Consider the following 26,344-nt stretch of genomic DNA (forward strand, 5'->3'; position numbering starts at 1 on the left):
TCATTTGGGGATATACTTTTGATAAAATTTACAATCTATAAATAGCAACTTAAATTAATTATATGAAAGCAATATTATTAATGGTTCTCTTTTTATCAGGCATGACCGTGCGTGCTGATGACTTCAGGCTCCAGAGCGGCGATCTGATCTTTCAGGAAGATTGCGCAAATGGAACTGATAATACGATAAAAGCAGTTACCGCCAGTATCGGTGATTACCGGTTTACGCATGTCGGTATCGTTTATATCGATGATAATGACAGTGTCTATGTAATCGAAGCTACTCGTCCCAAAGTCGCAAAGACACCTCTGAATGATTATCTGCATCCCGAGGGAAAAGATTGTTATCCCAAATCGGTCGTAGGACGGCTGAAAGAAGAATACAGTGCCTGTATTCCCGCCGCGTTGAATGAGGGGTTAACCCTTATCGGCAAAGATTATGATGACGGATTTATCTTAGGTAATGATAAGTATTATTGTTCAGAACTTATTTATGATATCTTGTTGAAAGCAAATAATGGCATTCCCGTATTCGCGTTAAATACGATGACTTTCAAATCGCCCGATACAGGCGAAATAACGAAAGGCTGGAAGGAGTATTTCGGAAAGTATAATTTACCGGTTCCCGAAGGTGAACCGGGTATAAATCCGGGAGCTATGTCAAGCTCGGATGTGATCGATATCGTTCATTACTATTAAAGAAAAAGGCTGTGGCAGAAATTCTGATCACAGCCTTTTTACAAACCTATATACATTTACTCTCCTATTTTTTTGTAATATTTCGGCGTATATTCCGGGAAGAGTTCCGGATGGAATATATACGCCATATCTTTCAATATATAATCCGGATGGATGGGCAAATCCTCATAATAACCCGAATATGCTGTATTGCATCCGTATATATTTTTTTCTTTAAATGCCTTGAAATGGGAATATGGCTTATATTCTTTCTCCAGGCTTTGATATGTCATATCTTCAGGCCAGTTATATTTGATTATCCAGAAATCCGCTTCACCCGCCTTGTCTAATACCGATTCGAATGCCAGTGGCATATAAGTTGTCGAGTTGTCATCAGACCAGCAATACGATGCTCCCGAATCGGATAGCATATTTGCCATAAAGCTTTTTCCTCCGGGCATGTTCCATTTGTTCTGATAACGCATATCCGTAAATACGGAAGGACGGTTTGCCGTTCCGGCCACGGCATCTTTAACAGCATTATAATTCTTTTCGGTAATGGCAAAAAGCGAATCGGCCAATTGCTCCTTCCCGATAAATAAGGAATAGTAGCGTATCCATTCGGCACGTCCAAGCGGATGCGATTCTGTATAATCGGTTGTTTCCAGAATGGGGATTCCTGTTTTTTCTATACTTCCGTATGTCCAGCCTTGTATCGGAGTGGCAAATATGGCATCAGGACTGAGCATGATCAATCTCTCTGTGTCAGGTTTACTGGCCATCCCCAGATCGGCGATTGCCCCGCTCTTTACACCATCCTGTATATTGGATAGCTTTATATACTGAGGTTCACACACACCCTTTATCAGATTTACCGCATCCAGTTCGTTCAGGGTAGAACAATGGATGGTGGAGTATGTCGCTACTGTTTCCAAAGGTATTCTTACAATTGTACCTTTGGGAAGGTTTGCCGGTAAATCTTTATTCTTTGCCACAAGGACATATGTTTGCAGCATGCGCGTGGTGTCCCAGGGATCACGCACCGACACGGTGGTATATCCATCATACTTTTTTACCTGAAAGCCTTTGGCATAATAGACAGTATATCCCGTTTGCGGCTTAATATTATCCTGTCCGGCAGGCTTAGGTTTATCGCAGCCCGCCAGGATGAGGATAATAGAAAAGAGTAGTGTGATATTTAGGAATTTCATATTCTATATTATCATTTTACACCTGTAATGAAATATGCTCCCATAGGGTTGATACCTCCGGTACCAAAACCAGTCTTATATGTACCGTCGGCAGAAAAGATATACATATCTCCATTGGTAGAGTAGTCACTTGTAGCAATATATATGTCGCCGTTCGTAGGATTTACTGTAACATTATATGTTTTCGACAGATCAACATTGCCAGGTGCAGTCACAAAGGATTTCTCATTTACTGTGTTTGTTTTCAGATCTAATGATCTCAAGCTAACAACCCTACTTCCGGTATCCCATGATTCACTTACTAAAAATAATTTATCATTATCTTTATTCAAGGCCATTTTATTGGCAATACCTGTACCTAAAGTTGTTAATTTTCCTGTTGATGGCTCATACTTTTGAAGGGCTGATTTTATATTGCCATAATTGCCAAATGATATAATATATACATTTCCATCCTTATCACTTGTTATGTTTGCCGGATTTTGAACCACATCAATTGTTTTGACAGTGAAGCTTTCAAGGTCAATTTCTGAAACAGTTGTTCCATCTCCGTATCCGGAGTTTGCAACATAGAGTTTCTTTTTGGCTATTGTTAATTCTTCCGGGTATGTACCTACTTGTACTTTTTTTGTAATAGTCATACTTGTTGTATCTATCTGAGCAACATATCCATCGAAAAGACTTATGTATACTTTCCCGTCATAAGCAACGCCTTCACGAGGTTTTTGAGGCTGATTCGATTCATTTAGAGGTTCGATAATCTTTAACAACTTGCTGGCTAAATTTGTAACATATATTTTGTTTGACCCTGATGCCAGAATATACATTTTATGACCATAAATGACCATATCGTTCCCTGTATCTCCTATTTTTAGTTCATCATTTTGATTCTCAAACATTTTCTCAGTAAATACTCCTGTGTCGGAACTGTAATAGCCCATTGTTGCATTGTTTTTACCACTGCTTCCCGAGTTGAGAATATACACCCCTGCAGAGGTAATTTCTGGAGCTACCCATGAAGGTGTGATATTATCATCATCAGAATCACAAGAAACAAAGGCAAAAGCCAACATAGAGAGTAACATTCCTTTTACTAAAAACTTTTTCATTTCTATTTTTTATTTAAATGTTTAAAATTTGAACCCGCCGGTTATTTTAAATGATCGCCCCGGCATGGGGTAATATGCGATTATATCATAATTTTCGTTCCAGATATTCAACAGGTTGCCTTGCAGATAACAGTCATAACCTTTTATTCTTAGCTTTTTATATAGGGAGATACTATGGTCGGAGTATCCGTCGATACGGTTATCCTTAATATTCTGTATATTAAAATAACGCTTGTTTGCTGCAACAACAGAGTATGAAAAATTTACCCATGGATTATTGAAGCCTACCGTTATCGCTCCCGAATGTTTTGGGGTGTATTGTATCTGGTTTTTGTATGTTTTGCTGTTATTGGGGTCAGTCATATCCAGCGCTTCCATATAGCTGTATGAGCCGCTGATATCCACATCCATTTTGTCGCACAGTGAGATGTTTGTCGCCAGTTTCAGATCCATACCTTTTATCCGTACTTTTCCCAGATTAGTGCTACTTGCCATAAAGGGATATGGTATTATGATAATTTTATCCCTCACATTATTATAATACACGTCTAAAGATGCATTCACGTAATTGAGAACGTCGGAAATGCTACCTACCCATGTTGCACCCATATTGAATTGGCGTGCCAGTTCGGGATTTAGCTTCTTCGATATAGAAGAATAGTATAATTCGGTGAAAGTCGGTACACGAAACAATTCTTTATATGACACCCTGAAACGCAGATTTGTTGCATCGAAAGGCTGATACGAAGCGCTGATTGTAGGTGTCAGTCTCTTATAAGTGTTATTGTCGCTATTGTTCTTCACCTCTTCTGATATATATGTTGCCAGCAGGCTTGCAGTGGCAGTAAATTGTTTAATGTCATATTTTGCTGCTATCCCGGTAAGTGAGTTATACCGCTTAGGGTAGGGAAGGTTGTCCGCAAAGGTAGCCATGTCGTTATTGAGCGTATTATAGCTCAGATCTTCTGCCAAAGAAGCCGAAAAGTTATTGTTTATCGTATATAACAATGCATTGGAAAGGTATATTTCATGCTGCTTGTAACGATTCGTTTTCCTGTCGCTCAGTTCTTCTATTACATATCGTGTAAACGTATAGTCATATTTGGCTTGTGATCTGAATTTGAGCTTAGGGCTGAATGTAGTATTGTACATCATCTGGGTAAAAAAATTCTTATCCCAGAGACGCTCGGCCGCATAATCGTTTGCGATAGTTACGTTTCCGGGCAATCCACGTTCCGAATCAAAATAATAGACTTTAGTGCGTAGATCACCGGATTTACCGAAATTATTGAAGATATTTATTTCTGTTCTGAAGATATCCACATCGCTGTTCTTTCTTTTACGGTCAGGTAACAGTTTATCGTCTTCCTGTTTGAAAGGATAATTACCATCGGCACGTTGCCAGCTCCCGTTAGCTGATATGGCAAAAGAATTGCTTATTTTATGCGAATAATCGAGGACAGGATTGAATAACCCGAACGAGCCTGTTGTTATTCTTGTTTTACCCTCGTGGTTATGCTCATTAAACGAAGGAATAGCTGTTTGCAGATTAAGTACTCCGGCAGAACCCAGTACCCTTGCTGTTTGAAATATATCATCTGACTGACTTATGCTGAGCGATACGGCAGATATGTTATCCAAAGCAAATCGGCCTATATCCACCTGTCCGGATAGTACGTTACTGACAGTGATTCCATCATAACTGATCGCTGTATGTTCCGCTCCCATTCCCCGTATAGCAACTGTTTTTAGTCCGCCGATACCTCCATAATCTTTGAGTACGACACCATTAAAGCGGCGTACAACGTCAGATACCGATTGCAATCCTTGCTCTGTAATAGACTCTGTAGTAATGACTTGAAGCGGTGTCGTTGAGCGGGCAGCCGAGGGTTTTATATGTGCAGATACTTCTACCTCCGATAGTTTTTGTGTCTTGATACTATCATTTGTTTGGGCCAGTAAGGATGTACAAGCTAAAGAACAAAAAAATAAAAAGGTAGAAAATAAAATTCTCATCTATGCAAAATATATCTTTTAGTATAATTGCAGCATCCGATAAGAACAAAGAAAAAGAAAGGTAGTTGGATTTCTTTTACGCATGTTTCTTAAGCCTTATTCCTCGAAAGCTGTCGAAAATATTACTTTGCAGGTCTTCTGACTCGCTCTTGTTCATATCACCTTCCCGTTTTGCAACAGTGGTATTTTGATACAAACATTCCCAGAGCTTACAGCAGCGGGTCTGTTCAGGATTTACACCTGATTCCCTTTTCATCCTTAATGGAACAAAGTAGCGCAAAGATACACAATATTATAGAAGATTTACTTTTTTGAGATAATTATTTGTAAAGAGTATCATCGTGCTTACCAAGAATAAGGAAGAGCAGAGATGAAAAATAAGTAAAGCGGGTGAATGAAAGGTGCTACAAATTCGTCGCCTATAACTTATAACTCATAAGTAAAATTCGTATATTTGCGCCTTGTTGAAAATAAAATATATATTATAATAGCATTATGCCACATATTTCGCAGCGAGGAATAGAAATGCCGAATTCTCCCATCAGGAAATTGGCTCCATTGTCCGACTCGGCTAAAGCCAGGGGTTTGAAAGTATATCATCTGAATATCGGACAGCCCGATCTACCTACTCCCGAAGAAGCGCTTGAAGCGATACGCAATATCGACCGCACTATACTGGAGTATAGTCCCAGCGACGGATACCGTTCTTACCGTGAGAAACTGGTTGGTTATTATGCAAAGTATAATATAAATGTATCGGCTGACGATATAATTATTACTACCGGAGGGTCGGAAGCTGTATTGTTCGCATTTCTGGCCTGCCTCAATCCGGGTGACGAAATTATTGTTCCGGAGCCTGCTTATGCCAATTATATGGCCTTTGCCGTATCAGCCGGAGCCATTATCCGCACAGTATCCTCTTCTATTGAAGAAGGGTTTGCTTTGCCGCCAATTGAAAAGTTCGAAGAACTGATAAATGAGCGTACAAAAGGAATTATGATATGTAATCCGAATAACCCGACAGGATATTTATATTCGCGTGCCGAGATGAATCAGATAAAGCATCTGGTGCAGAAGCATGATCTTTATTTATTTTCGGATGAGGTATACCGTGAGTTTATTTACACCAATTCACCATATATTTCGGCTTGTCACCTTGTCGGTATCGAGGATAATGTGGTGCTGATAGATTCGGTTTCGAAGAGATACAGTGAGTGCGGTATCCGTATCGGTGCATTGATTACTAAAAATAAGGAATTACGCAAGACCCTTATGAAATTCTGTCAGGCGCGCCTGAGTCCTCCGCTTATCGGCCAGATTGCGGCAGAGGCATCTTTGGATGCAAGTCCTGATTATCTTCGTGATACCTACGATGAATATGTGGAAAGACGTAAGTTCCTTATCGACCGCCTGAACCGTATACCGGGAGTATATTCACCTATCCCTATGGGTGCATTTTATACCGTTGCACGCCTTCCGGTAGATGATGCCGACGAATTTTGCGCGTGGTGCCTGTCCGATTTTGAGTACGAAGGACAGACTGTTTTTATGGCTCCCGCTTCAGGTTTTTATACAACACCGGGATTGGGAAAAAATGAAGTACGCATAGCCTATGTACTCAATAAAGAAGATCTGGGAAATGCGCTTACAGTATTAGAAAAAGCATTGGAAACCTATAATGCGCTGAAAAATAAATGAAAAGAAAGCTTGTATTCGCTACAAACAACGCTCATAAACTGGAAGAGGTTAGGGAGGTTGTAAAAGATAAATTTGAAATACTCAGCCTTAAAGATATTGGTTGCCACGAAGATATAGCCGAACCGGGCGAGACCCTGGAAGAAAATGCTTTGATAAAAGCCCGCTATGTGAAAGAGAAATACGGTTACGACAGTTTCGGTGATGACACGGGGCTTGAAGTTGAAGCCTTGAATGGTGCGCCGGGCGTGTATTCGGCCCGTTATGCCGGAGATGGGCATGATGCTAAAGCCAATATTAAAAAACTTCTGGCTAATCTGGATGGCGTTACAAATCGTAAAGCCCGTTTCAGATCTGTTATAGCATTGATTCTGGATGGAAAGGAATATCTTTTTGACGGGAAAATCGACGGTGAAATAATCTCAGAAGAAAAAGGTACTGCCGGATTTGGTTATGATCCGGTGTTTATGCCCGACGGATACACAGCGACATTTGCCGAATTAGGAAGCGATGTTAAAAATAATATAAGCCACCGTGCACTGGCTGTGAAAGCTTTGTGTAGTTTTTTGGAAGGTATCTGATTTTATAAGTACAGCCTGCAAGGACGATTTCCTTTTGTTTATGCATATTGTTTTCGTTAGAGATGAAAACCTTTATTTTTTTGAATAACAGCACTAAATTGCAGTCTTTGAATTTTTAATGATTTAAAATAGCACATCAGATATTTATTTTGTACTTTTGCAGCGCGAAAGCGAAACACATATGAAAATCAACTTAATAACTTATATAAATCATACATTTTAAAAAACAATGGCTTTAAAATTTATGACTGCTGAAGAGGCAGCCGCACTTATCAACAACAACGACAATGTGGGATTTAGCGGTTTTACGCATGCAGGATGTCCCAAAGTAGTACCCGGATTTATTGCAAAACGCGCCGAAGAAGAACATGCAAAGGGCAACCCTTTCAAAATAAATGTGTTCACCGGAGCATCTACAGGAGATAAGTTAGACGGGGTCTTAACCAGGGCGAAAGCTATTAACTTCCGGGCACCTTATCAGACAAACAAAAGCATGCGCGAAGCAATCAATAACGGAGAAATCAAATATTGCGATTTGCACCTTTCCACTATGGCTCAGGATATCCGTTACGGGTACTACGGAAAAGTAGACTACGCCATCGTAGAAGCATGTGAAGTTACAGAGAACGGTGAAATAGTCCCTACATGTGGTGTCGGTATCTCTCCTACAGTAAGCCGTCTGGCAAAAAAAGTCATTGTAGAACTAAATGAATGGAATCCGAGGGCAATGCGTGGAATGCACGATATTCCCGAACCTCAGGACCCGCCTACACGTGAAGATATTCCGGTATACGGTGTACATGACCGCGTAGGTAAAGACCATATAAAAGTAGATCCTGATAAAATAATCGTTGTAAGAACCAACGAACCGAATGAAGGCAGCGGCTTTGCTCCCGTAGATGAAGTAACTGCGAAAATCGGAGAAAATGTAGCTAATTTCTTTATTAAGGAAATGGCGGAAGGCCGTATGCCGAAAACATTCCTGCCTGTACAGTCGGGTGTGGGCAATATAGCGAATGCTGTGCTAGCAGCCATGGGCGAAAGCAAGGAAATTCCTGATTTTGATGTTTATACCGAGGTTATCCAGGATGCCGTTATAGGGCTGATGGAATCGGGACGTGTTAAATTTGCAAGCGGCTGTTCATTGACAGTAAGTAATCCTTGCATCGAGCATATATACCAGAATCTGGACTTTTTCAAAGAAAGGATCGTGTTGCGTCCATCCGAATATTCAAACAATCCCGAAGTAGTCCGCCGTCTGGGGGTTATTGCCATCAATACAGCTATTGAAGCGGATATCTACGGTAATATTAACTCAACCCATGTGATGGGTACCAAGATGATGAACGGTATCGGAGGTTCCGGAGACTTTACCCGTAGTGCATACGTGTCTATATTTGTAACGCCATCTGTTGCAAAAGACGGAAAGATAAGTTCTTTTGTGCCGATGGTTGCGCATCAGGATCATAGCGAACACTCCGTGAAAGTAATCATTTCGGAGTATGGTGTGGCCGACCTTCGTGGCAAATGCCCTGAAGAGCGTGCACAGGAAATCATCAATAAATGTGTGCATCCGGATTATCGCCCTCTATTGCAGGAGTATATCAAGAATGCTCCTAAGGGGCAAACAAGATTCGATATGTATAATGCTTTCGCTTTTCACGAAGCATTCCAGGAAACAGGCGATATGAAAAACGTTACCTGGAGAAAACCAAAGAACGCTTAACACATATATATTAAACATTATAACTGAGAAAACCTTTCGATTGTCAATCGAAAGGTTTTTCTTTGTAATAAATTTGAAATCTTTGAATTTGCAATCTTGAAATTTTCATAATGACAGTTCTCTACGAAGATAACCATATCATAATTGTCAATAAGACTGTATCGGAAATCGTACAGGGGGATAAGACGGGCGATAAGCCACTTTCGGAAATCGTAAAAGAATACCTGAAAGAAAAGTACAATAAGCCGGGGAACGTTTTTTGTGGTGTTACCCACCGCCTCGACCGTCCTACGAGCGGGATCGTGGTCTTTGCCAAGACAAGCAAGGCTTTATCCCGCCTGAATGATATGTTCAAGAATAAGGAAATAAGTAAAACTTATTGGGCTATTGTAAAGAATACCCCCAAGCAGCCGGAGGGGACATTGAAGCATTACCTGGTACGGAATGAAAAACAGAATAAGTCATATGCTTATGATACTGAGAAGCCGGATTCTAAACAGGCTATACTGCATTATAAACTAATCGCCCGTTCAGATAAATACAGCTTACTCGAAATAGATCTGGAAACAGGCCGCCATCATCAGATACGTTGCCAGCTGGCAAAAATCGGCAGCCCGATAAAAGGGGATTTGAAGTACGGTGCGGAGCGTTCCAACCCCGATGGCGGTATCAGCCTGCATGCACGTAAGATATCCTTTATTCATCCGGTATCGAAAGAATTAATCGAAGTTACTGCACCTGTGCCGGAAGATAATTTGTGGCAGGCTTTTGGCGGAATATAAGTCTCTCGCAAATGTGTAAAATAAGGTATATAGGAAAAATGGAAAACAGAATAAGATTAGTAAGTAATGTGAATCAGTAATTAAATACAAAAGAAAAATCTCACGCAAAGACGCAAAGGCGCAAAGAAAGCTTTTGAATAAAAAAATAAAAGTATTATTCGCTTTTATTTGATTCCAACTCTATTCTTTGTTTTTCGAAAGTTATTTTCAATATTTTTCTTTGCGCCTTTGCGTGAGATAAAAAAATTTAAGAACATGAGTGAAAATGAAATATCAAAACATATTGTAGATATTGCATATTGTATACATTCTGAATTAGGGCCGGGTTTGTTAGAGCCTGTTTATGAAGAAATAATGTATTATGAATTGAATATACTGGATTTGAAAGTAGAAAGACAAAAAACTATTCCTGTATTCTGGGACGAATTGAAAATGGATATTGGTTTCCGGGCAGATTTAATTATAGAAGATAAGGTTATCATTGAGTTGAAATCTGTTGAAAAAATATCACCTGTTCATCCCAAACAACTGTTTACATATTTAAAAATAACAGATATTAAGTTGGGACTACTAATCAATTTTAATGAACCCTTTATAAAAAACGGAATAACAAGAATTGTAAATAACCTATAAAAATATACTATACAAAGATAGTAAGCAATACCATTGAAGATACTATTTTTGTGTATTCGTGCCTTTGTGAGAAATAAAATACTAAATATGAAAATTATAGACCTAATATCATCAGCTTTAAGCATCAAAGCTTCACAAATCGAAAAAACAATAGGTTTGCTGGATTCGGGCGCGACTATCCCTTTTATCAGCCGTTACCGGAAAGAAGTAACCGGAGGACTGGACGAGGTTCAGATAGGAGCGATAAAAGAACAGAATGATAAGTTCAATGAACTTGTAAAGCGTCGCGAAACAATCCTGAAATCGATAGAGGAACAGGAGAAGCTTACGCCTGAACTGAAAATGCGTATCGAAAACTGTTGGAACGGCCCGGAACTCGAAGATATCTACCTTCCTTATAAACCCAAGCGCCAGACGCGGGCCGAAATAGCCCGTAAGAAGGGATTGGAGCCACTGGCTAAATTGATTATGGCGCAACACCCGGTGGATGTGGAAGGGAAAGCCCTCTCATATGTAAAAGGTGATGTAAAAGATACGAAAGAAGCTATTGCCGGGGCATGTGATATCATAGCCGAATGGATAAATGAAGATGAATATGCCCGTAATGCTATCCGTAACCTTTTTGAACGGGAGGCAGTTATTACTGCTAAGGTAGTGAAGGGGAAAGAAGAGGAAGGTGACAAATACCGCGATTATTTCGATTTTTCCGAAAAACTGGGCAAGGCTTCATCTCACCGCATACTGGCAATACGTCGAGGGGAGTCGGAAGGTTTTCTCCGTGTAAACATTGCACCGGATGAAGATACGGCACTGGAAAGGCTGGACAAGCGTTTTATAAAAGGAGATAACGATAATGAAGCCACTAACTATGTGGCCGATGCCATAGAAGACTCATACAAACGATTGTTGAAGCCGTCGATAGAAACGGAGTTTTCAGCTTTATCGAAACAAAAGGCGGATGAGGAGGCCATACGTGTATTCATTGAAAATCTGCGTCAGCTTTTGCTTGCGCCGCCATTGGGACAAAAGAGGGTGTTGGGTATCGATCCGGGATACCGTACAGGATGCAAACTTGTATGTCTCGATGCGGAAGGAAACCTGTTGCATAATGAGACAATTTATCCGCATCCACCGCAAAATGAAACGTCCAAGGCCGGTAATAAAGTGGTGAAACTGGTGTCTACATATAATATCGATGCTATTGCTATCGGGAATGGTACTGCTAGTCGCGAAACGGAGCGTTTTATTACCAATCTCCGTTACGAAAAGGAGGTGAAGGTATTCGTTGTAAGTGAGAATGGGGCATCCATCTATTCTGCTTCCAAGATCGCCCGTGAAGAATTTCCGGATTATGATGTGACGGTCAGGGGAGCGGTATCTATCGGCCGTCGCCTGATGGACCCGTTGGCCGAATTGGTGAAGATAGATCCGAAATCGATCGGAGTAGGGCAATACCAGCATGATGTAGACCAGGCAAAATTGAAAAATTCCCTTGATCTCACCGTCGAAAGTTGTGTAAATCTCGTTGGTGTAAATGTAAATACCGCAAGTAAACACCTGTTGACTTACGTCTCAGGTTTAGGTCCTGTGTTAGCGCAGAATATTGTTGATTATCGCGCGGCACACGGTGCCTTCAAGTCCCGCAAAGAACTGATGAAAGTAGCCCGGATGGGAGAGAAGGCTTTTGAACAGTGCGCAGGCTTCCTTCGTATTGCCGAAGCTGGGAACCCGTTGGATAATTCTGCTGTACATCCTGAAAGTTACCATGTGGTAGAGAAGATGGCTAAAGATCTGAAGTGTACTGTTTCAGAACTGATACAGAACAAGGAATTGAAAAAAACGCTCGACCTCAAGTCGTATATAACGGATACAGTAGGATTGCCTACGCTGAACGATATAATGCAAGAACTGGATAAACCCGGACGTGACCCGCGTAAAGGCATCAGGATGTTTGAATTCGATCCCAATATCCGTACTATTAACGATCTGCGTGAAGGTATGGTTCTTCCCGGTATCGTTACCAATATCACAAACTTTGGTTGCTTTGTGGATGTGGGCATCAAAGAGAACGGGCTGGTGCATATTTCCGAAATAGCAGACCGCTTTGTTTCCGATCCTACAGAGGTGGTATCTCTTCACCAGCATGTAGAGGTAAAAGTATTGTCCGTTGATACAGCACGGAAACGGGTGCAATTATCGATGAAAAAATAAGAATCTGGTTGACTAAAAAGGAGTTACAATCAGCGTAACTCCTTTTCATTCCTTTTCCGGCTTGTATTATTAAAACTTGTATGCAATGCCTAAAGCTATATTGATACGGCTGCCGTCTTTGATTTTGTAACGGAATTCGCCGTTCAGCGCCAGATTATCGGTTAATTCATATTCGGCGCCACCGCCCAGTGAAAAAACAAAGTCACTGCTCGATGCCGATGCTCCCGATACATTAATGCCTAAAATGTCACCTAATTTGCCTAAGCCATCGATGGCCTCTCCATAAGAAGCTTTGGTGTTAATGAGTCCCAAACCCTACCGAAGGATACAGGGTAAACTTCTCGGCTACAGGAATCAGGTAATGTCCGTACACGCTGGCATCCCACATAGTTACAAAATCTTTTTTGAAAAAATAATCGAATTCCGCAGATAAACGGATCGGATCTGTTACATTGTAGAGGAATTTGGCGCCGAGGCCATAATTGGTGAAACTGTTTCCGCTCCCTATTACCAGGTTGGCACCGATAGCTTTGTCCCCTTTTTCCTGCGCTATTGTTACTGTGCTTACCGCTACCGTCATGATGATTAGCATCACCATTCTTTTGAATAGAACATTTTTCATTTGTGTAAAGAAATTAAGTGATTAATAATGAAAATCTGAACAATTATATATACATAATATATTAACTTCTGTATTTTATTTGAATAGATTTTTATGTCAAGGATTACCTGAAATCATTAGATTTCAGGGATAATACAGTTTTAAACTTCAATAGTATTGATTATTTCCATGTGTATTGTCAATTTTGTATGTTTAGTGTTATAAGGTTTAAATAATTTCTAATTTTTTGTAAGAAATTTTGCACAAATATATATGAAAAATTGATAATAAATAATTTTTGAACTGAAAAATATATTTACCGGTAAAAAAGCACTTTTACGCATGGGTAACCGGAAGATTTGTCTTCCGGTTACCGGCAAAATATTATTTAATATTTAATTTTTGTATGATAATAATTATTTCAACTTGAATACAATAGGCATTGTAAAGTAAACGGGAACGGCAACTCCGTTATTCTTGCCCGGTATCCATCTGGGCATGCCTTTCAGTACCCTTATGGCTTCCTTGTCGCAAGTCGGACTGATTCCTTTCAGTAGTTGGATATCAGTGATATCTCCGGTTTTGCTTACCACGAATCTTAGAGTAACTGTTCCTTGTATTCCCATTTCCTGATCCACAACCGGATATTTGATATTATCGTATATATATTTATACATATCGGTTTGTCCACCGGGGAATTGAGGCATGAATTGAGCGCTTATGAATACTTCGGGTTCTTTAGAGGCGGCTCCACCTTGTCCGTCACCTACTACATTGGTTTCAAATTCTTTGCGTACAGCGTCTTTGTGGTCAGAACCATCGTCTTTTACTTCAAAACCACCGATTTCTCTTTTGTCTGTAGTCAGGTCACTCATATTGGCCATCTCAGTCTCATCGGGGGCATCTTCGTTCTTTACAATTGTAGGCGGGGCAAATTTTTGCATCGGAAGGAATTTTGGAGGTTCCGGTATCTCAGGTTTTATTACTTCGGGTTCCGGTAACTTGTTATCTACTTCGATCACCGATGTAGTGTATATGTCGTCTACACCACCTGTATGGTTCTTTGCACTGGCAGCATTGATCGTACTGATGATTGCCGGCAGGCAGGATACAAAAGCAGCGAATAATACCACTACGCCGAATGCGATCAGATGCCTCCTGGTAGAGGACTGGCGTAATTCAAATGCACCATATGATTTATTTTTACCTTCAAAAATAATATCACACCATTCTGCGGAATTTAAGTTAACTAAGTTTTTCATAACTGTAAGTTTTATGTGTTATTAATTATTCCCCTTTTGTACCTAATAGATATGTAAAAGCTTCAAATTCCATAAAAGGGCTTAAATTTTTTTGAAAATAATTTCGGATAGATTATTTATTTCTTGCATAGGGTGGTATAGATGAAATTTTGCATATATAATATCTGAAAACTTTATCTATATTATGAATATGTTGGTTAACTATTTGTAAATCTTCGATATATTGAAAAAATAAGAGGTTTGGATCATATCTGTTTTTTGTTACTTTTTAACTATATATAGTTAATATATGTAAACAACATATTATATAAACAGTAAAAATGTGTCAGATGTGTCTCCCGCTGGCGCGGACTTCCAGTCCGTGTCTTTTGACAGGGAAAAAATGTTTGCTACGCAACACACAGACGGGACGTCTGCGCCAGCGAGGGCAGGGCTGTTAAGTTCTGAATCCTTATATACTCTTTGTCATGTTGAACGAAGTGAAACATCTCCTAAATCGAAAGAGATCCTTCGTTCCACTCAGGATGGCAGCAGAGAATAACAGAATAAAGCGGAGAACTTAACAGCCCCTGCCCCAAGGGGGACTTACAGAGAGGGAAAAAAGGAACAGATAAAAAATAGTGGGAAAAGTGTCAAGTTTGTCAAGTTTTGTACATAAGCTATTGGCTAACGGCTATCAGCTAATAGCTAAAAAGGTGTTACTTTTTAATAGTTACGAGTTACTTCGCCCTAGGGCAGTTACGAGTTACGAGTAGACAAGGCACGAGATACAAGTTGTTAACTGATGACTGTTCACTGTTCACTGTAAAATGTGTTACATCTGTTACTTTTTAACTGTATATGGTTAATAAATGTAAAAATAATATAAGGGTAACCAAGTCTGTGCTTTGAGCCACAAAACAGACGGTTCTTTTTATTATTTTTAGTCATTATTTTTTATTTATAAATTCTTAAAATACTACATTTGTGGCTTTAATTAAAAGAACGTTTTAAATAGCGGTAGCAGAAGTAAAATTTATTTTGATTATGCCGAGTCACGCAAAACGACTATTGTAAATGAACGAAAAGTATATGTCCAATTCCGTAGTTATAATACCCACCTACAATGAGAAGGAGAATATAGAGGCTATAATCAGAGCTGTACTCGATTTGCCCCGGCTGTTCGATATTCTTATTATCGACGATGGCTCTCCCGATGGTACGTCAGGCATTGTGAAAAAGCTTCAATCCGAATTTCCGGAACGACTGAATATGATAGAGCGGGCCGGTAAATTAGGGCTAGGTACGGCATATATCGCGGGTTTTCGCTGGACACTGGAACGTTCATATGAATATGTATTTGAAATGGATGCCGATTTTTCGCATAATCCGAACGATTTATTACGCCTGTATGACGCGTGTGCGAACGATGGCGCGGATTTATCCGTAGGCTCGCGTTATTATAGCGGGGTGAATGTCGTGAACTGGCCGATGGGGCGGGTACTGATGTCTTATTTTGCGTCTAAGTATGTGCGCTTTATTACCGGAATGAAAGTGCATGATGCTACTGCTGGATTCGTATGCTATAAGCGAAACGTATTGGAAACCATCGACTTGGATAATATACGTTTCAAGGGATATGCATTTCAGGTAGAAATGAAATATACGGCTTATTGTCTGGGATTTGATATAAAAGAAGTCTCTATCGTATTTGTAAACCGGATGCTGGGAACTTCCAAAATGAATTCGGGTATCTTTGCGGAAGGAGTTTTTGGAGTATTGACGATGAGATTCAGGCAATTGTTCGGAGGCATAAAGAAGAAACAATAAATCTTGTGTATTTTTGTTCTTTATTTAATTTTAGGTGATATAAATGAAAATTATCTGCATAGGTCTTAACTATCAGACACATAATAAGGAGATGGGTCGTGCGTTGTCTGATAAGGATGATGATCCTGTTCTCTTTATGAAACCGGATACAGCTTTGCTATCAGGTGATAAGAACCGTTTTTACATACCCGATTTTTCATCGGATATTCATCACGAAACCGAACTGGTAGTTCGTATCGATAAAATGGGTAAGAATATTGCAGAACGTTTCGCTTATCGCTATTATAATGAAATAACACTAGGCATAGACTTTACGGCACGTGATATACAAGCCGGATTAAAGCAAAGAAGTCAGCCCTGGGAAATATCGAAGGCTTTTGACAATTCTGCGGCAGTAGGTAGTTTTGTCCCGAAAGAAAAGTATGGAAAAAGTATTCAGGAACTGGACTTCATGCTCAGAATAGATGATAAAGTTGTTCAGTCGGCAAATACGAATGAGATGCTTCATTCGGTGGATAAGATTATAGCTTTTGCAAGCCGCTTCTTTACATTAAAGACCGGCGACCTCATATTTACCGGTACGCCCGCAGGAGTAGGGAAAGTTGAAATCGGGAATAAACTGACAGGTATTCTGGAGGAAGATGAACTATTGGAATTACATATTTGTTAGAATAGTATGTTAAAATTTGAAATAAAAATAATAAAATCGATAAAAGATAGTTATAACTATAACTGAAGAATGTACAAACTATAAACTTCCTTAACCAAATTAATTTAATTACGTAAAATAAATAGTGGAATAAATGAAGAATTTCTTAAAAAAAGTCTTGTTGGTAAATGCTTTTGTACTCACTACATTTAGCATGGTTGCCCAAGAAGATATCAATCCGATTCTGACTGCGATGCCGTCTTTATCCATCGCTCCTGATGCCCGTGGCGGCGGTATGGGAGATGCCGGAGTAGCTACTGCGCCCGACGTATATTCGCAACACTGGAACCCTGCAAAATATGCATTTTCGCCAAGTAAGGCGGGATTTGGACTATCATATACACCCTGGTTGAGAAAAATCATCAATGATATAGCGCTGGTTTACGGGGTGGGTTATTATAAACTAGGTAATGAGAACAATCAGGCGTTAAGCGCTTCGATACGTTACTTCTCTGTAGGTAATGTCAATATTGCCAATGATGCGGGTTGGACGGGACAAACACTGAGCCCTCACGAACTGGCTGTCGATTTAGGCTATTCGCGTAAATTGACAGAAACATTTTCCGGATCGGTAACGGTACGCTATATACGTGCCGATTATTCGGGTGCGGATGAAGAAACAACTCCGGGTAATGCATGGGCTGCCGATGTAGCAGGTTATAACGAATCGTATATAAATATAGGACAATCGGAAAGCTTATTAAGCTTCGGTTTTAATATATCTAATATCGGTACTAAGATAGCGACAACAGGCGGAGACAGGGATCAGTTCCTGCCTACGAACCTGCGCTTAGGAGCTTCATTGATGTATCCGATGAACGATGTGAGTACATTGTCTTTCAGTATGGATATCAATAAGTTGCTGGTGCCTACACCTCCAGTACAGGAAGAAGGTGAAGACGTCAACGATTATAGGAAACGGATTGAAGATTATCAGAATATCAGCCCTATATCCGGTATCTTTAAATCGTTTGGGGATGCGCCCGGCGGATTTTCGGAAGAGATGAAAGAAATAATGTGGTCGCTTGGTGCAGAATATGACTATGATAATAAGTTCCGCCTTCGTACCGGTTATTTCCATGAAAACAAAATGAAGGGTAACCGTCAGTACTTGTCGTTCGGGGCAGGGTTCAAGCTGACAGCTTTCCAGCTGGATGTAGCTTATATGCTTGCTACTGCACAACAAAACCCGTTAGACCAGACACTCCGTTTCTCTTTGGCGTTCGACATTGACGGAATGAAAAATTTATTCAGATAAAACTTAATTAGCATATTAGTAAATTCGGAAATCAGCAAATAGTGCAAGCGGCTAGCAGTACACATAGTTATTGAATTTACTGATATGCTAATGTGCTAATTCTCAAATTAAATAAAATGAAGATACGTGTAGGGTTTGGGTACGATGTACATCGTTTGGCAGACAATCGTGAATTGTGGCTTGGAGGTGTGAAGATCGACCATACTCAGGGACTTATGGGACACTCCGATGCTGATGTCCTGATACATGCGATTTGTGATGCTTTGTTAGGTGCGGCAAATCTGCGCGATATAGGTTTTCACTTTCCCGATACTGCGGGAGAATATAAAGATATAGATAGCAAGATTTTACTGGCCAGAACATTAGAGGTTATAACGGAAAAAGGGTACAGGATCGGCAATATTGATGCGACTATTTGTGCCGAGCGTCCTAAGATAAATCCGCATATACCTCAGATGCAAAAGGTAATGGCAGGGATACTTGAAATCTCTGAAGAAGATATTTCTATTAAAGCTACTACATCCGAAAAAATGGGATTTGTAGGCCGTGAGGAAGGTTTTGCCGCATATGCCGTGGCTTTAATAGAAAAATAAGTGATAGTTAAACACAGTGCAAAATGAGTGTGAAACCTGTAATAGAGTTAACTGCTGACGGGTCTCACACTCTTTTTGTTCCCGGACTGAACGAACATTACCATTCGGTAAACGGGGCTATACAAGAATCTACGCATGTCTTTATAGACGCCGGATTAAAGCATTGCCGCAAAGATACAATCCATATATTCGAAGTGGGTTTCGGTACGGGACTGAATGCTTTCCTTACATTACTCGAAAATCGAAAGACAGAACGGATTATCCATTATACAACCATAGAGGCTTATCCTTTACCTGATAACATTATTAAAGATTTGAATTATCCTGAGAAATATTTATCTATAGAGCAGGAAATGTATCATAAGCTGCATAATGTGGAATGGGAAAAGGAATCGGAGATAACCGATAATTTTTTTCTTACCAAAATAAAGGCGGACTTTACACGTTTCGATTTTTCGAAAATAAAAGAAAATGCAGATATTATCTACTTTGATGCCTTTGCACCCGATAAACAGGCCGGGATGTGGACACAGGACATCTTTGATAAATTATATGCTATATCAGGCGACGGATGTATATTGGTCACCTATTGTGCCAAAGGAATAGTGCGCCGGATGATGCAACAGGCCGGCTTTACAACGGAACGGTTACCCGGGCCTCCGGGAAAACGGGAGATGTTGCGGGCGATAAAATAATTTAAAGATTTCAGTATTTAAAGATTTCAGTATTATTTTCGCCTGATTATTTATCTTTGTATCCTTTATTAATTAGAGTTATGCTACAAGCATCTTTTCTTGTAACTCGTAACTCGTAACTTGTAACTAAATTGAAAATAGGCAATATAAATTTTTCTGAAAACCCGGTGTTCCTTGCTCCTATGGAGGATGTTACCGATATGGGTTTCAGATTGATGTGTAAACGTTTTGGCGCGGATATGGTATATACCGAGTTTGTATCCAGCGACGCTCTTATACGTCATGTAAACAAAACACAGGCAAAACTAACTATCAGCGAAGAAGAACGTCCCGTAGCTATCCAGATATACGGGCGTGAAGTGGATGCGATGGTAGAGGCTGCAAAGATATGTGAAGAAGCCAGTCCCGACATACTGGATATAAATTTCGGTTGCCCTGTGAAGAAAGTGGCAGGAAAAGGTGCCGGTTCGGGCATGATGCGTACACCCGAACTGATGGTGGAGATCACCGCTGCCGTTGTAAAGGCTGTGAATATCCCCGTGACAGTGAAAACCCGCCTGGGATGGGATAACGATTCGAAGATAATTGTGGAACTGGCGGAGCAATTACAGGATACAGGTATACAGGCTTTGACATTGCATGGGCGTACTCGTGCCCAGATGTATTCAGGAGAAGCTGATTGGTCACTGATTGGTGCAGTAAAGAATAATCCACGCATGCATATCCCGATTATTGGCAATGGGGATGTAACCACTCCCGAAATCTGTAAACGGCGTTTTGATGAAACTGGTGTGGATGCCGTAATGATCGGTCGTGGCAGCATCGGTGGACCCTGGATATTCGAAGAGGTGAAACATTATCTGGCCACAGGAGAACCTATGCCAAAGAAGGAGTTTACATGGTATCTCGATGTTTTGAAGGATTTGGTACGGAAGAATATAGCCCATTCCGGCGAGAGAGGCGGGATACTACATAGTCGCCGTCATTTGGCGGGAAGTCCGGTGTTTAAGGGGATTCCCGATTTTAAGAAAATACGGGTATCTATGCTAAGAACAGATTCGGTAGATGAATTATTCTCAATAATGGATGGTATATCTATTCAATATGACGTATAATTTCGTATTTTTGTACCTCTAAAATTTAGTAGCAGATTATGGAACAAAAACTATCGGTTTACAACACACTGACCCGTACAAAAGAAGTATTCGAACCGCTTCATGCGCCTCATGTAGGAATGTATGTCTGTGGTCCTACAGTATATGGCGATCCACATTTAGGACATGCCCGCCCGGCTATAACCTTCGATATATTATTCCGCTATCTTACACATCTGGGATATAAAGTACGTTATGTACGCAATATTACCGATGTGGGGCATTTGGAAAACGATGCGGATGAAGGAGAGGATAAGATAGGAAAAAAAGCACGTCTTGAAGAGCTTGAACCGATGGAAGTGGTGCAATATTATACAAACCGTTACCACAAGGCAATGGAGATGTTGAATGTATTGCCTCCAAGCATCGAGCCCCATGCTTCCGGACACATAATAGAACAAATTGAAACGATTAAAAAAATACTGGAGAACGGTTATGCATATGAAAGTAATGGCTCTGTTTATTTCGATGTAGAGAAGTATAATAAGGACTACGATTACGGTATCCTGTCGCATCGAAACATAGAGGAGATGCTGAATACGACCCGTGAACTTGAAGGACAGGACGAGAAACGCAGTAAGGTGGACTTTGCCTTGTGGAAGAAAGCTTCACCGGAACATATTATGCGCTGGCCTTCGCCTTGGGGCATTGGTTTCCCGGGATGGCATTTGGAATGTTCTGCAATGAGTATAAAATATCTTGGTAACGAGTTTGATATACATGGTGGTGGGCTTGACCTGATGTTTCCGCACCATGAATGTGAAATTGCCCAGAATACAGCGATGGAAAAGCATCAGGTCGTAAAATATTGGATACATAACAATATGATTACAGTTGATGGGCAGAAAATGGGTAAATCGTTGGGGAACTTTATCACATTAGAAGAATTCTTCACTGGGTCACACAAATTGTTAGCACAGGCCTATTCTCCGATGACAATCCGATTCTTTATTTTACTATCTAATTATCGAAGTATTGTAAATTTTAGTAATGAAAGTCTGCAGTCTGCAGAAAAGTTATTATTTAGATTGCTTGAAGCGTATGATAATATAAAAAAGATTAACCCTCAAAATATAACATCCGATGATGTTGATATAAGTTTTTTAGAAAATAGATGTTATAGGGCTCTAAATGATGACTTAAACACTGCTGTACTAATATCCCTTTTATGTGAAGCAAGTAATTATGTATATTTAGCATTATATCAAGATGTTTTGATGACAGTAGATTCTATTGAACATTTAAAAAAAATATTTGATACTTTTTTATTTGATATATTGGGTATTCGTAATGAGGCATCCTCTGCAAATAATAACGAGGCATTCGGAAAAGCTGTAGACTTACTGCTCGATATCCGTCAAAAAGCAAAAGAAAATAAAGATTGGGCAACATCCGACCAGATAAGGAATGAATTGGCCAAAGCCGGCTTTGAAATAAAAGACGGTAAGGACGGCGCGGAATGGAAGCTGAAATGAAATCTTAGTATTACAATATGATAATAACAATGTCTCCGGCGAAACTCCAGGATTTTGAATCCCCGGTTCCCGTAAAAGAAGCTACTACTCCGCTTTATGCCAAAGAGGCGAAAGAATTGTATAAGTCGATGGAGGGTATATCCGCGCAGGAGATAGCTTCGTTGATGAGTATCAATCCGCAGCTGGCGCATAATGTGTATCAGTATATCCATGCATTTCCTTTGGCTAAGACTCCGCAGCGGCAGGCAATATTCGCATACAATGGCATTGCTTATAAGGGACTTGATGCAGAGACATTTTCGGATAAGGATCTTGATTTTGCCCAAAAGCACCTGGTACATATATCAGGTTTGTACGGGGTGCTCCGGCCACTGGACCTGATAAAGCCATACCGTTTGGAAATGCAAATTCCGCTGGCAAACAACAGAGGTAAAGATTTGTATGCTTTCTGGTCAGAAACGATCAGTAAATATTTGGCGAAGCAGATGAAAGCCGATGACAATATATGGGTTAATCTGGCATCGAAAGAATATGCAAAGGCAGTGAACCGCAAACTCTTGCCAAAAGGGCATAAAATGATAACTCCCATATTCAAACAGCAGACCGGTAAAGGCTATAAGCAGATTGTGGTGTATGCAAAGAAAGCACGGGGAATGATGACCCGTTTTATAATTCAGCATCAGATTAAAGATATAGAACACCTGAAGGGGTTCGATTCCGAAGGATATGTTTTTGCTCCGCAGTTATCGGACGATAAGGAATGGGTGTTTGTGAGGTAAATGCATTTCAAAATTTGGTTATGCCGATTTTTAAATCTTGAAACTTCTTGCTACCTTTGCGTTGCGATAAAAATCACAATTTAAATAGTAAATAAAGATGAAAAAAGTAGTATTGATTCGCCACGGGGAAAGCGTTTGGAACAAAGAAAACCGCTTTACGGGATGGACTAACGTAGACTTGTCGGAACAAGGAGTTCAGGAAGCAGTAAAAGCAGGACAATTGCTGAAAAAAGAAGGTTTCAACTTTACTCTGGCCTATACTTCATACCTGAAAAGAGCCGTTAAAACATTGAACAACATCCTTGACCAAATGGATCTGGACTGGATTCCGGTTGAAAAAACATGGCGTTTGAATGAGAAGCATTACGGTATGCTTCAAGGCCTGAACAAAGCCGAGACTGCTGAAAAATATGGTGACGAGCAAGTATTGGTTTGGAGACGTAGCTATGATGTGCCTCCTGCACCACTGGAACCGACAGATCCGCGTTCGGCTTCGCAAGACCCTCGTTATGCATGCGTGCCTAAAGCATATATTCCTGAAACTGAAGCATTGAAAGAAACAGTAGAACGCATCTTGCCTTACTGGCTGGAAGTTATCTATCCGTCGTTGATGTGTCATGATGAAATTGTCGTTGCTGCTCACGGAAACAGCCTTCGTGGTATTATTAAATATCTGAAAGGTATTTCCGATGAAGATATCGTAAGCCTGAACCTGCCTACAGCAGTACCTTATGTATTCGAATTCGATGATGATTTGAACCTCGTAAAAGACTATTTCCTTGGCGATCCGGAAGAAATCAAAAAGCTGATGGATGCGGTTGCTAATCAGGGAAAGAAGAAATAAATATAAAGAACTTATATAGAAGGAGCATATATTATCGAAAATATATGCTCTTTCCTATTCGCTAAGTTAGGAAAATAAAAACAAAATCACTATCTTTGCCCCGCTTTTATAAGCCCGTACGTGTGATGGGAATGAGGAAGCAAATCCTTGATTTGAGTAACACATTTAAAATTAAAAAATGAAAACATTTGAACTAAAAGGCGAAGCCAGAACAGACATTGGCAAAAAAGCAACTAAAGCTTTCCGTAAAGAAGACAAAATTCCTGCGGTTATCTATGGGGGAGAAAAAGCTGACAAAGCTATCCTTTTCACAGTGACAAACAGCGATGTGCGCAAATTGATTTACACTCCTGAAATTTACCTTGTAGACCTTACGGTAGGGAAAGATAACTATAAAGCAATATTGAAAGATGTGCAGGTACACCCTGTTACAGATGAAATTCTGCACCTTGATTTCCTTCATGTATTCGAAAACAAACCGATTACAATCGATGTACCGGTAGTACTTGACGGACTGGCAGAAGGTGTTAAGGCCGGGGGTAAATTATCTCTTGACCTGCGCAAACTGAAAGTAAGAGCTCTTTACGATAAAGTACCGGAAAAAGTACATGTTGATGTTTCAGGCCTTGCATTAGGAAAATCTATTCAGGTTGGAGAACTTCATTTCGAAGGACTTGAATTGCTGAATGCGAAAAATGGCGTTGTTTGCCGTGTTCAGTTGACTCGTGCAGCCAGAGGTCTTGCGGCTAAAAACGGCTAATAGCGGATAACTATAGAAATATAACGAATGAAATATTTGATTGTCGGACTGGGTAATATTGGTCGAGAATACGAATATACCCGCCACAACATAGGATTCAGAGTATTGGACGCTTTAGCTAAAGCGTCCAATATTGTTTTTGCAGACAGGCGTTACGGTTTTGTGGCGGAGATGAAGGTAAAAGGGCGTACGCTTATTCTGTTGAAACCTTCCACATATATGAATCTCAGCGGTAATGCCGTGCGTTATTGGATGAATCAGGAAAAAGTTCCTGTCGAAAATGTGTTGGTCGTTGTGGACGATCTGGCTTTGCCGTTCGGCTCTTTGCGCCTCAAAGGAAAAGGCAGCGATGCCGGACATAACGGGTTGAAACATATACAGTCGATCTTGGGCACACAGGAGTACGCGCGCCTGCGATTTGGCATTGGAAATGATTTTCCGAGGGGCGGACAGGTCGATTATGTTCTGGAAGACTTCTCCGATGAGGAAGAGAAAGAGCTTCCGGCTAAGTTGGAAACCTGCGGAGAAATCATCAAAAGTTTCTGTCTTGCAGGGATACAAAATACAATGAATCAATACAACAGCAAATAGAATATGAAATTGTGGAAATATAGTGGTGTATTCTTAATGATAACAGGAATACTACATGTAGCCATAGCCATATTGGAAGGGAAAGAAACTCTTGTCGCAATACTCAAAGACGGATTCGATTCAATCGGTAGCGACGTACTGAGGAATCAGGCTTTCTGGTTTCTTATATGTGGTGTAATCATTATATTTTGGGGGCAAACACTCCATTTTTATATAAAAAAGACGCGGACTCCCCTCCCTTCATCTTTAGGCTGGTCACTCTTGATCATTTCACTTGTGGGTTGTTTCTTTGTTCCGGTTTCCGGATTCTGGCTTTTTATACCCCAGGCGTTAATTATGATACTAGCCAGTAGAAACTCAAAGGCTATAAATTCAGAGCAAAAATGAAAGAACCCAAAAACGAAGTTCGTATAGATAAGTGGTTGTGGGCAGTTCGCTTGTTCAAAACACGTTCTATTGCCATTGAAGCCTGCAAAAAAGGACGCATAACGATCAGGAGTGTAACCGTAAAGCCGTCTCGGATGATAAAAGCAGGCGATATAATAGAGGTTCGCCGTCCGCCTGTAACCTATTCGTTTGAGGTGCTGGCCCTTTCCGAAAACAGAATGGGTGCAAAGCTCGTTCCTGAGTTTATGCGCGATGTAACCCCTCCTTTGCAACTGGAGATATTGGAGATGTCCAAGATGAGCGGATTTGTAGACCGCGCACGCGGAACAGGCCGTCCGACAAAAAAAGACCGGCGCGAACTGGAGCAGTTTACTGATGATTATTCTTTCTTCGATAACTGGGACCTGGAAGAAGAAAGCTGACCTTATATTCGCATACAAAACAGGCATGTTATCCTATCCGGGATAGCATGCTTTTTTTGATAACTTTTCTTCAAAACACATTGTAATTCTATTTTATTCCATATCTTTGTTTTTGTATTGGTGTTACAAGTCTGCATTTGCCGGATGCGTAATGAAAAGGGAATCAGGTGTAAATCCTGAGCAGTCGCGCTGCTGTAATCTCTATTCAGTAAACAGTTAACAATGTTTCTGAAAAAAGTCTTTAAACAATACCAAATACCACTGTTCGTCATCGAACGGGAAGGATGTTTAAAGGAGGAGTAAGTCAGAAGACAGCCTAAGAATTTAGAGATACATTGACTTTTCTACGAATAACAATCTGAAT

Annotated in this window: 27 protein-coding genes and 2 riboswitches; of the genes, 21 read left to right on the plus strand and 6 right to left on the minus strand. The window is 40.3% G+C overall.

Going from position 1 to position 26,344, the window contains the following annotated elements:
• The first annotated feature begins 62 nt into the window (after nt 1–62).
• Nucleotides 63–698, plus strand: a complete 636-nt coding sequence (locus ACFO6W_RS22110; protein ID WP_380000564.1) for a YiiX/YebB-like N1pC/P60 family cysteine hydrolase — start codon at nt 63–65, stop codon at nt 696–698.
• Nucleotides 699–754: 56 nt separating this feature from the next.
• Here ACFO6W_RS22110 and ACFO6W_RS22115 read toward each other — a convergent pair whose 3' ends face one another.
• The 3 genes from ACFO6W_RS22115 to ACFO6W_RS22125 are packed head-to-tail and all read right to left on the minus strand — an operon-like array spanning nt 755 to nt 5,013.
• Nucleotides 755–1,888: an ABC transporter substrate-binding protein gene (locus tag ACFO6W_RS22115; protein WP_380000566.1), complete on the minus strand. Its 1,134-nt coding sequence runs from the start codon at nt 1,886–1,888 to the stop codon at nt 755–757.
• An 11-nt stretch (nt 1,889–1,899) separates the two neighbouring features.
• The gene (locus ACFO6W_RS22120) at nt 1,900–2,997 is read right to left on the minus strand and encodes a DUF5074 domain-containing protein (protein WP_380000568.1); all 1,098 of its coding nucleotides are present in this window, start codon (nt 2,995–2,997) and stop codon (nt 1,900–1,902) included.
• A gap of 21 nt (nt 2,998–3,018) precedes the next feature.
• Nucleotides 3,019–5,013 carry a TonB-dependent receptor plug domain-containing protein gene (locus ACFO6W_RS22125; RefSeq protein ID WP_380000570.1) on the minus strand — a complete coding sequence of 665 codons (1,995 nt, stop codon included), beginning with the start codon at nt 5,011–5,013 and terminating at the stop codon, nt 3,019–3,021.
• Nucleotides 5,014–5,124: 111 nt separating this feature from the next.
• Nucleotides 5,125–5,300, minus strand: a riboswitch (cobalamin riboswitch).
• A 208-nt stretch (nt 5,301–5,508) separates the two neighbouring features.
• On the opposite strand from ACFO6W_RS22125, the gene ACFO6W_RS22130 reads away from it, so the two are divergent.
• From ACFO6W_RS22130 to ACFO6W_RS22155, 6 genes are all read left to right on the plus strand, one after another.
• The gene (locus ACFO6W_RS22130) at nt 5,509–6,711 is read left to right on the plus strand and encodes a pyridoxal phosphate-dependent aminotransferase (protein ID WP_380000573.1); all 1,203 of its coding nucleotides are present in this window, start codon (nt 5,509–5,511) and stop codon (nt 6,709–6,711) included.
• On the plus strand, nt 6,708–7,289 hold the full coding sequence (locus ACFO6W_RS22135; protein WP_380000575.1) for a non-canonical purine NTP diphosphatase: 582 nt from the start codon (nt 6,708–6,710) through the stop codon (nt 7,287–7,289). Before ACFO6W_RS22130 ends, ACFO6W_RS22135 begins: the two co-directional genes overlap by 4 nt.
• A gap of 229 nt (nt 7,290–7,518) precedes the next feature.
• Nucleotides 7,519–9,015 (plus strand): acetyl-CoA hydrolase/transferase family protein, encoded by a 1,497-nt coding sequence (locus tag ACFO6W_RS22140; RefSeq protein ID WP_380000578.1) that lies wholly within the window; start codon nt 7,519–7,521, stop codon nt 9,013–9,015.
• A 110-nt stretch (nt 9,016–9,125) separates the two neighbouring features.
• Complete coding sequence (locus tag ACFO6W_RS22145) at nt 9,126–9,797, plus strand: RluA family pseudouridine synthase (protein WP_380000580.1); 672 nt, start codon at nt 9,126–9,128, stop codon at nt 9,795–9,797.
• Nucleotides 9,798–10,052: 255 nt separating this feature from the next.
• Entirely contained in the window at nt 10,053–10,430 is a 378-nt protein-coding gene (locus ACFO6W_RS22150) for a GxxExxY protein (RefSeq protein WP_380000582.1), read from the plus strand.
• Nucleotides 10,431–10,517: 87 nt separating this feature from the next.
• On the plus strand, nt 10,518–12,641 hold the full coding sequence (locus tag ACFO6W_RS22155; protein WP_380000584.1) for a Tex family protein: 2,124 nt from the start codon (nt 10,518–10,520) through the stop codon (nt 12,639–12,641).
• Nucleotides 12,642–12,710: 69 nt separating this feature from the next.
• On the opposite strand, the gene ACFO6W_RS22160 is transcribed toward ACFO6W_RS22155, so the two are convergent.
• The 3 genes from ACFO6W_RS22160 to ACFO6W_RS22170 form a co-directional block, all read right to left on the minus strand.
• Nucleotides 12,711–12,953: an outer membrane beta-barrel protein gene (locus ACFO6W_RS22160; protein WP_380000587.1), complete on the minus strand. Its 243-nt coding sequence runs from the start codon at nt 12,951–12,953 to the stop codon at nt 12,711–12,713.
• Nucleotides 12,940–13,263, minus strand: coding sequence for a hypothetical protein (locus ACFO6W_RS22165; RefSeq protein WP_380000589.1), 324 nt, complete (start codon nt 13,261–13,263; stop codon nt 12,940–12,942). Before ACFO6W_RS22165 ends, ACFO6W_RS22160 begins: the two co-directional genes overlap by 14 nt.
• A 395-nt stretch (nt 13,264–13,658) precedes the next feature.
• Nucleotides 13,659–14,504, minus strand: a complete 846-nt coding sequence (locus ACFO6W_RS22170; protein ID WP_380000591.1) for an energy transducer TonB — start codon at nt 14,502–14,504, stop codon at nt 13,659–13,661.
• Nucleotides 14,505–14,835: 331 nt separating this feature from the next.
• Here ACFO6W_RS22170 and ACFO6W_RS22175 point away from each other — a divergent pair, with 331 nt between their 5' ends.
• The 14 genes from ACFO6W_RS22175 to ACFO6W_RS22240 all read left to right on the plus strand — a co-directional run bounded on the left by ACFO6W_RS22175 (nt 14,836) and on the right by ACFO6W_RS22240 (nt 25,980).
• Nucleotides 14,836–15,045 (plus strand): hypothetical protein, encoded by a 210-nt coding sequence (locus ACFO6W_RS22175; RefSeq protein WP_380000593.1) that lies wholly within the window; start codon nt 14,836–14,838, stop codon nt 15,043–15,045.
• A gap of 530 nt (nt 15,046–15,575) precedes the next feature.
• Entirely contained in the window at nt 15,576–16,313 is a 738-nt protein-coding gene (locus ACFO6W_RS22180; RefSeq protein WP_380000619.1) for a polyprenol monophosphomannose synthase, read from the plus strand.
• A 43-nt stretch (nt 16,314–16,356) separates the two neighbouring features.
• Nucleotides 16,357–16,983, plus strand: coding sequence for a fumarylacetoacetate hydrolase family protein (locus ACFO6W_RS22185; protein WP_380000595.1), 627 nt, complete (start codon nt 16,357–16,359; stop codon nt 16,981–16,983).
• Between the two features lie 133 nt (nt 16,984–17,116).
• Nucleotides 17,117–18,280, plus strand: a complete 1,164-nt coding sequence (gene porV / locus ACFO6W_RS22190; RefSeq protein ID WP_380000597.1) for a type IX secretion system outer membrane channel protein PorV — start codon at nt 17,117–17,119, stop codon at nt 18,278–18,280.
• A gap of 116 nt (nt 18,281–18,396) precedes the next feature.
• Entirely contained in the window at nt 18,397–18,873 is a 477-nt protein-coding gene (gene ispF, locus ACFO6W_RS22195; protein ID WP_380000599.1) for a 2-C-methyl-D-erythritol 2,4-cyclodiphosphate synthase, read from the plus strand.
• Between the two features lie 23 nt (nt 18,874–18,896).
• A complete protein-coding gene (gene mnmC2 / locus ACFO6W_RS22200; RefSeq protein WP_380000601.1) occupies nt 18,897–19,568 on the plus strand; it encodes a tRNA (5-methylaminomethyl-2-thiouridine)(34)-methyltransferase MnmC2 in 672 nt (223 codons plus the stop codon).
• 131 nt (nt 19,569–19,699) lie between these two features.
• Nucleotides 19,700–20,683, plus strand: coding sequence for a tRNA dihydrouridine synthase DusB (dusB, locus tag ACFO6W_RS22205; protein ID WP_380000603.1), 984 nt, complete (start codon nt 19,700–19,702; stop codon nt 20,681–20,683).
• 38 nt (nt 20,684–20,721) lie between these two features.
• Nucleotides 20,722–22,197 carry a cysteine--tRNA ligase gene (cysS, locus tag ACFO6W_RS22210; RefSeq protein WP_380000605.1) on the plus strand — a complete coding sequence of 492 codons (1,476 nt, stop codon included), beginning with the start codon at nt 20,722–20,724 and terminating at the stop codon, nt 22,195–22,197.
• Nucleotides 22,198–22,214: 17 nt separating this feature from the next.
• Nucleotides 22,215–22,976: a peroxide stress protein YaaA gene (yaaA, locus tag ACFO6W_RS22215; protein ID WP_380000607.1), complete on the plus strand. Its 762-nt coding sequence runs from the start codon at nt 22,215–22,217 to the stop codon at nt 22,974–22,976.
• Nucleotides 22,977–23,073: 97 nt separating this feature from the next.
• Nucleotides 23,074–23,820: a 2,3-diphosphoglycerate-dependent phosphoglycerate mutase gene (gpmA, locus tag ACFO6W_RS22220; protein ID WP_380000609.1), complete on the plus strand. Its 747-nt coding sequence runs from the start codon at nt 23,074–23,076 to the stop codon at nt 23,818–23,820.
• A gap of 178 nt (nt 23,821–23,998) precedes the next feature.
• Nucleotides 23,999–24,580 (plus strand): 50S ribosomal protein L25/general stress protein Ctc, encoded by a 582-nt coding sequence (locus ACFO6W_RS22225; protein WP_380000611.1) that lies wholly within the window; start codon nt 23,999–24,001, stop codon nt 24,578–24,580.
• A 27-nt stretch (nt 24,581–24,607) separates the two neighbouring features.
• Nucleotides 24,608–25,171, plus strand: coding sequence for an aminoacyl-tRNA hydrolase (gene pth, locus ACFO6W_RS22230; RefSeq protein ID WP_380000613.1), 564 nt, complete (start codon nt 24,608–24,610; stop codon nt 25,169–25,171).
• 3 nt (nt 25,172–25,174) lie between these two features.
• Nucleotides 25,175–25,558 (plus strand): DUF6463 family protein, encoded by a 384-nt coding sequence (locus tag ACFO6W_RS22235; protein ID WP_380000615.1) that lies wholly within the window; start codon nt 25,175–25,177, stop codon nt 25,556–25,558.
• Complete coding sequence (locus ACFO6W_RS22240) at nt 25,555–25,980, plus strand: RNA-binding S4 domain-containing protein (protein ID WP_380000617.1); 426 nt, start codon at nt 25,555–25,557, stop codon at nt 25,978–25,980. The genes ACFO6W_RS22235 and ACFO6W_RS22240 overlap by 4 nt, the downstream gene beginning before the upstream one ends.
• Nucleotides 25,981–26,081: 101 nt before the next feature.
• Nucleotides 26,082–26,314, plus strand: a riboswitch (cobalamin riboswitch).
• Nucleotides 26,315–26,344: the final 30 nt, after the last annotated feature.

Source organism: Dysgonomonas termitidis (assembly GCF_042654545.1).
GTDB lineage: Bacteria > Bacteroidota > Bacteroidia > Bacteroidales > Dysgonomonadaceae > Dysgonomonas > Dysgonomonas termitidis.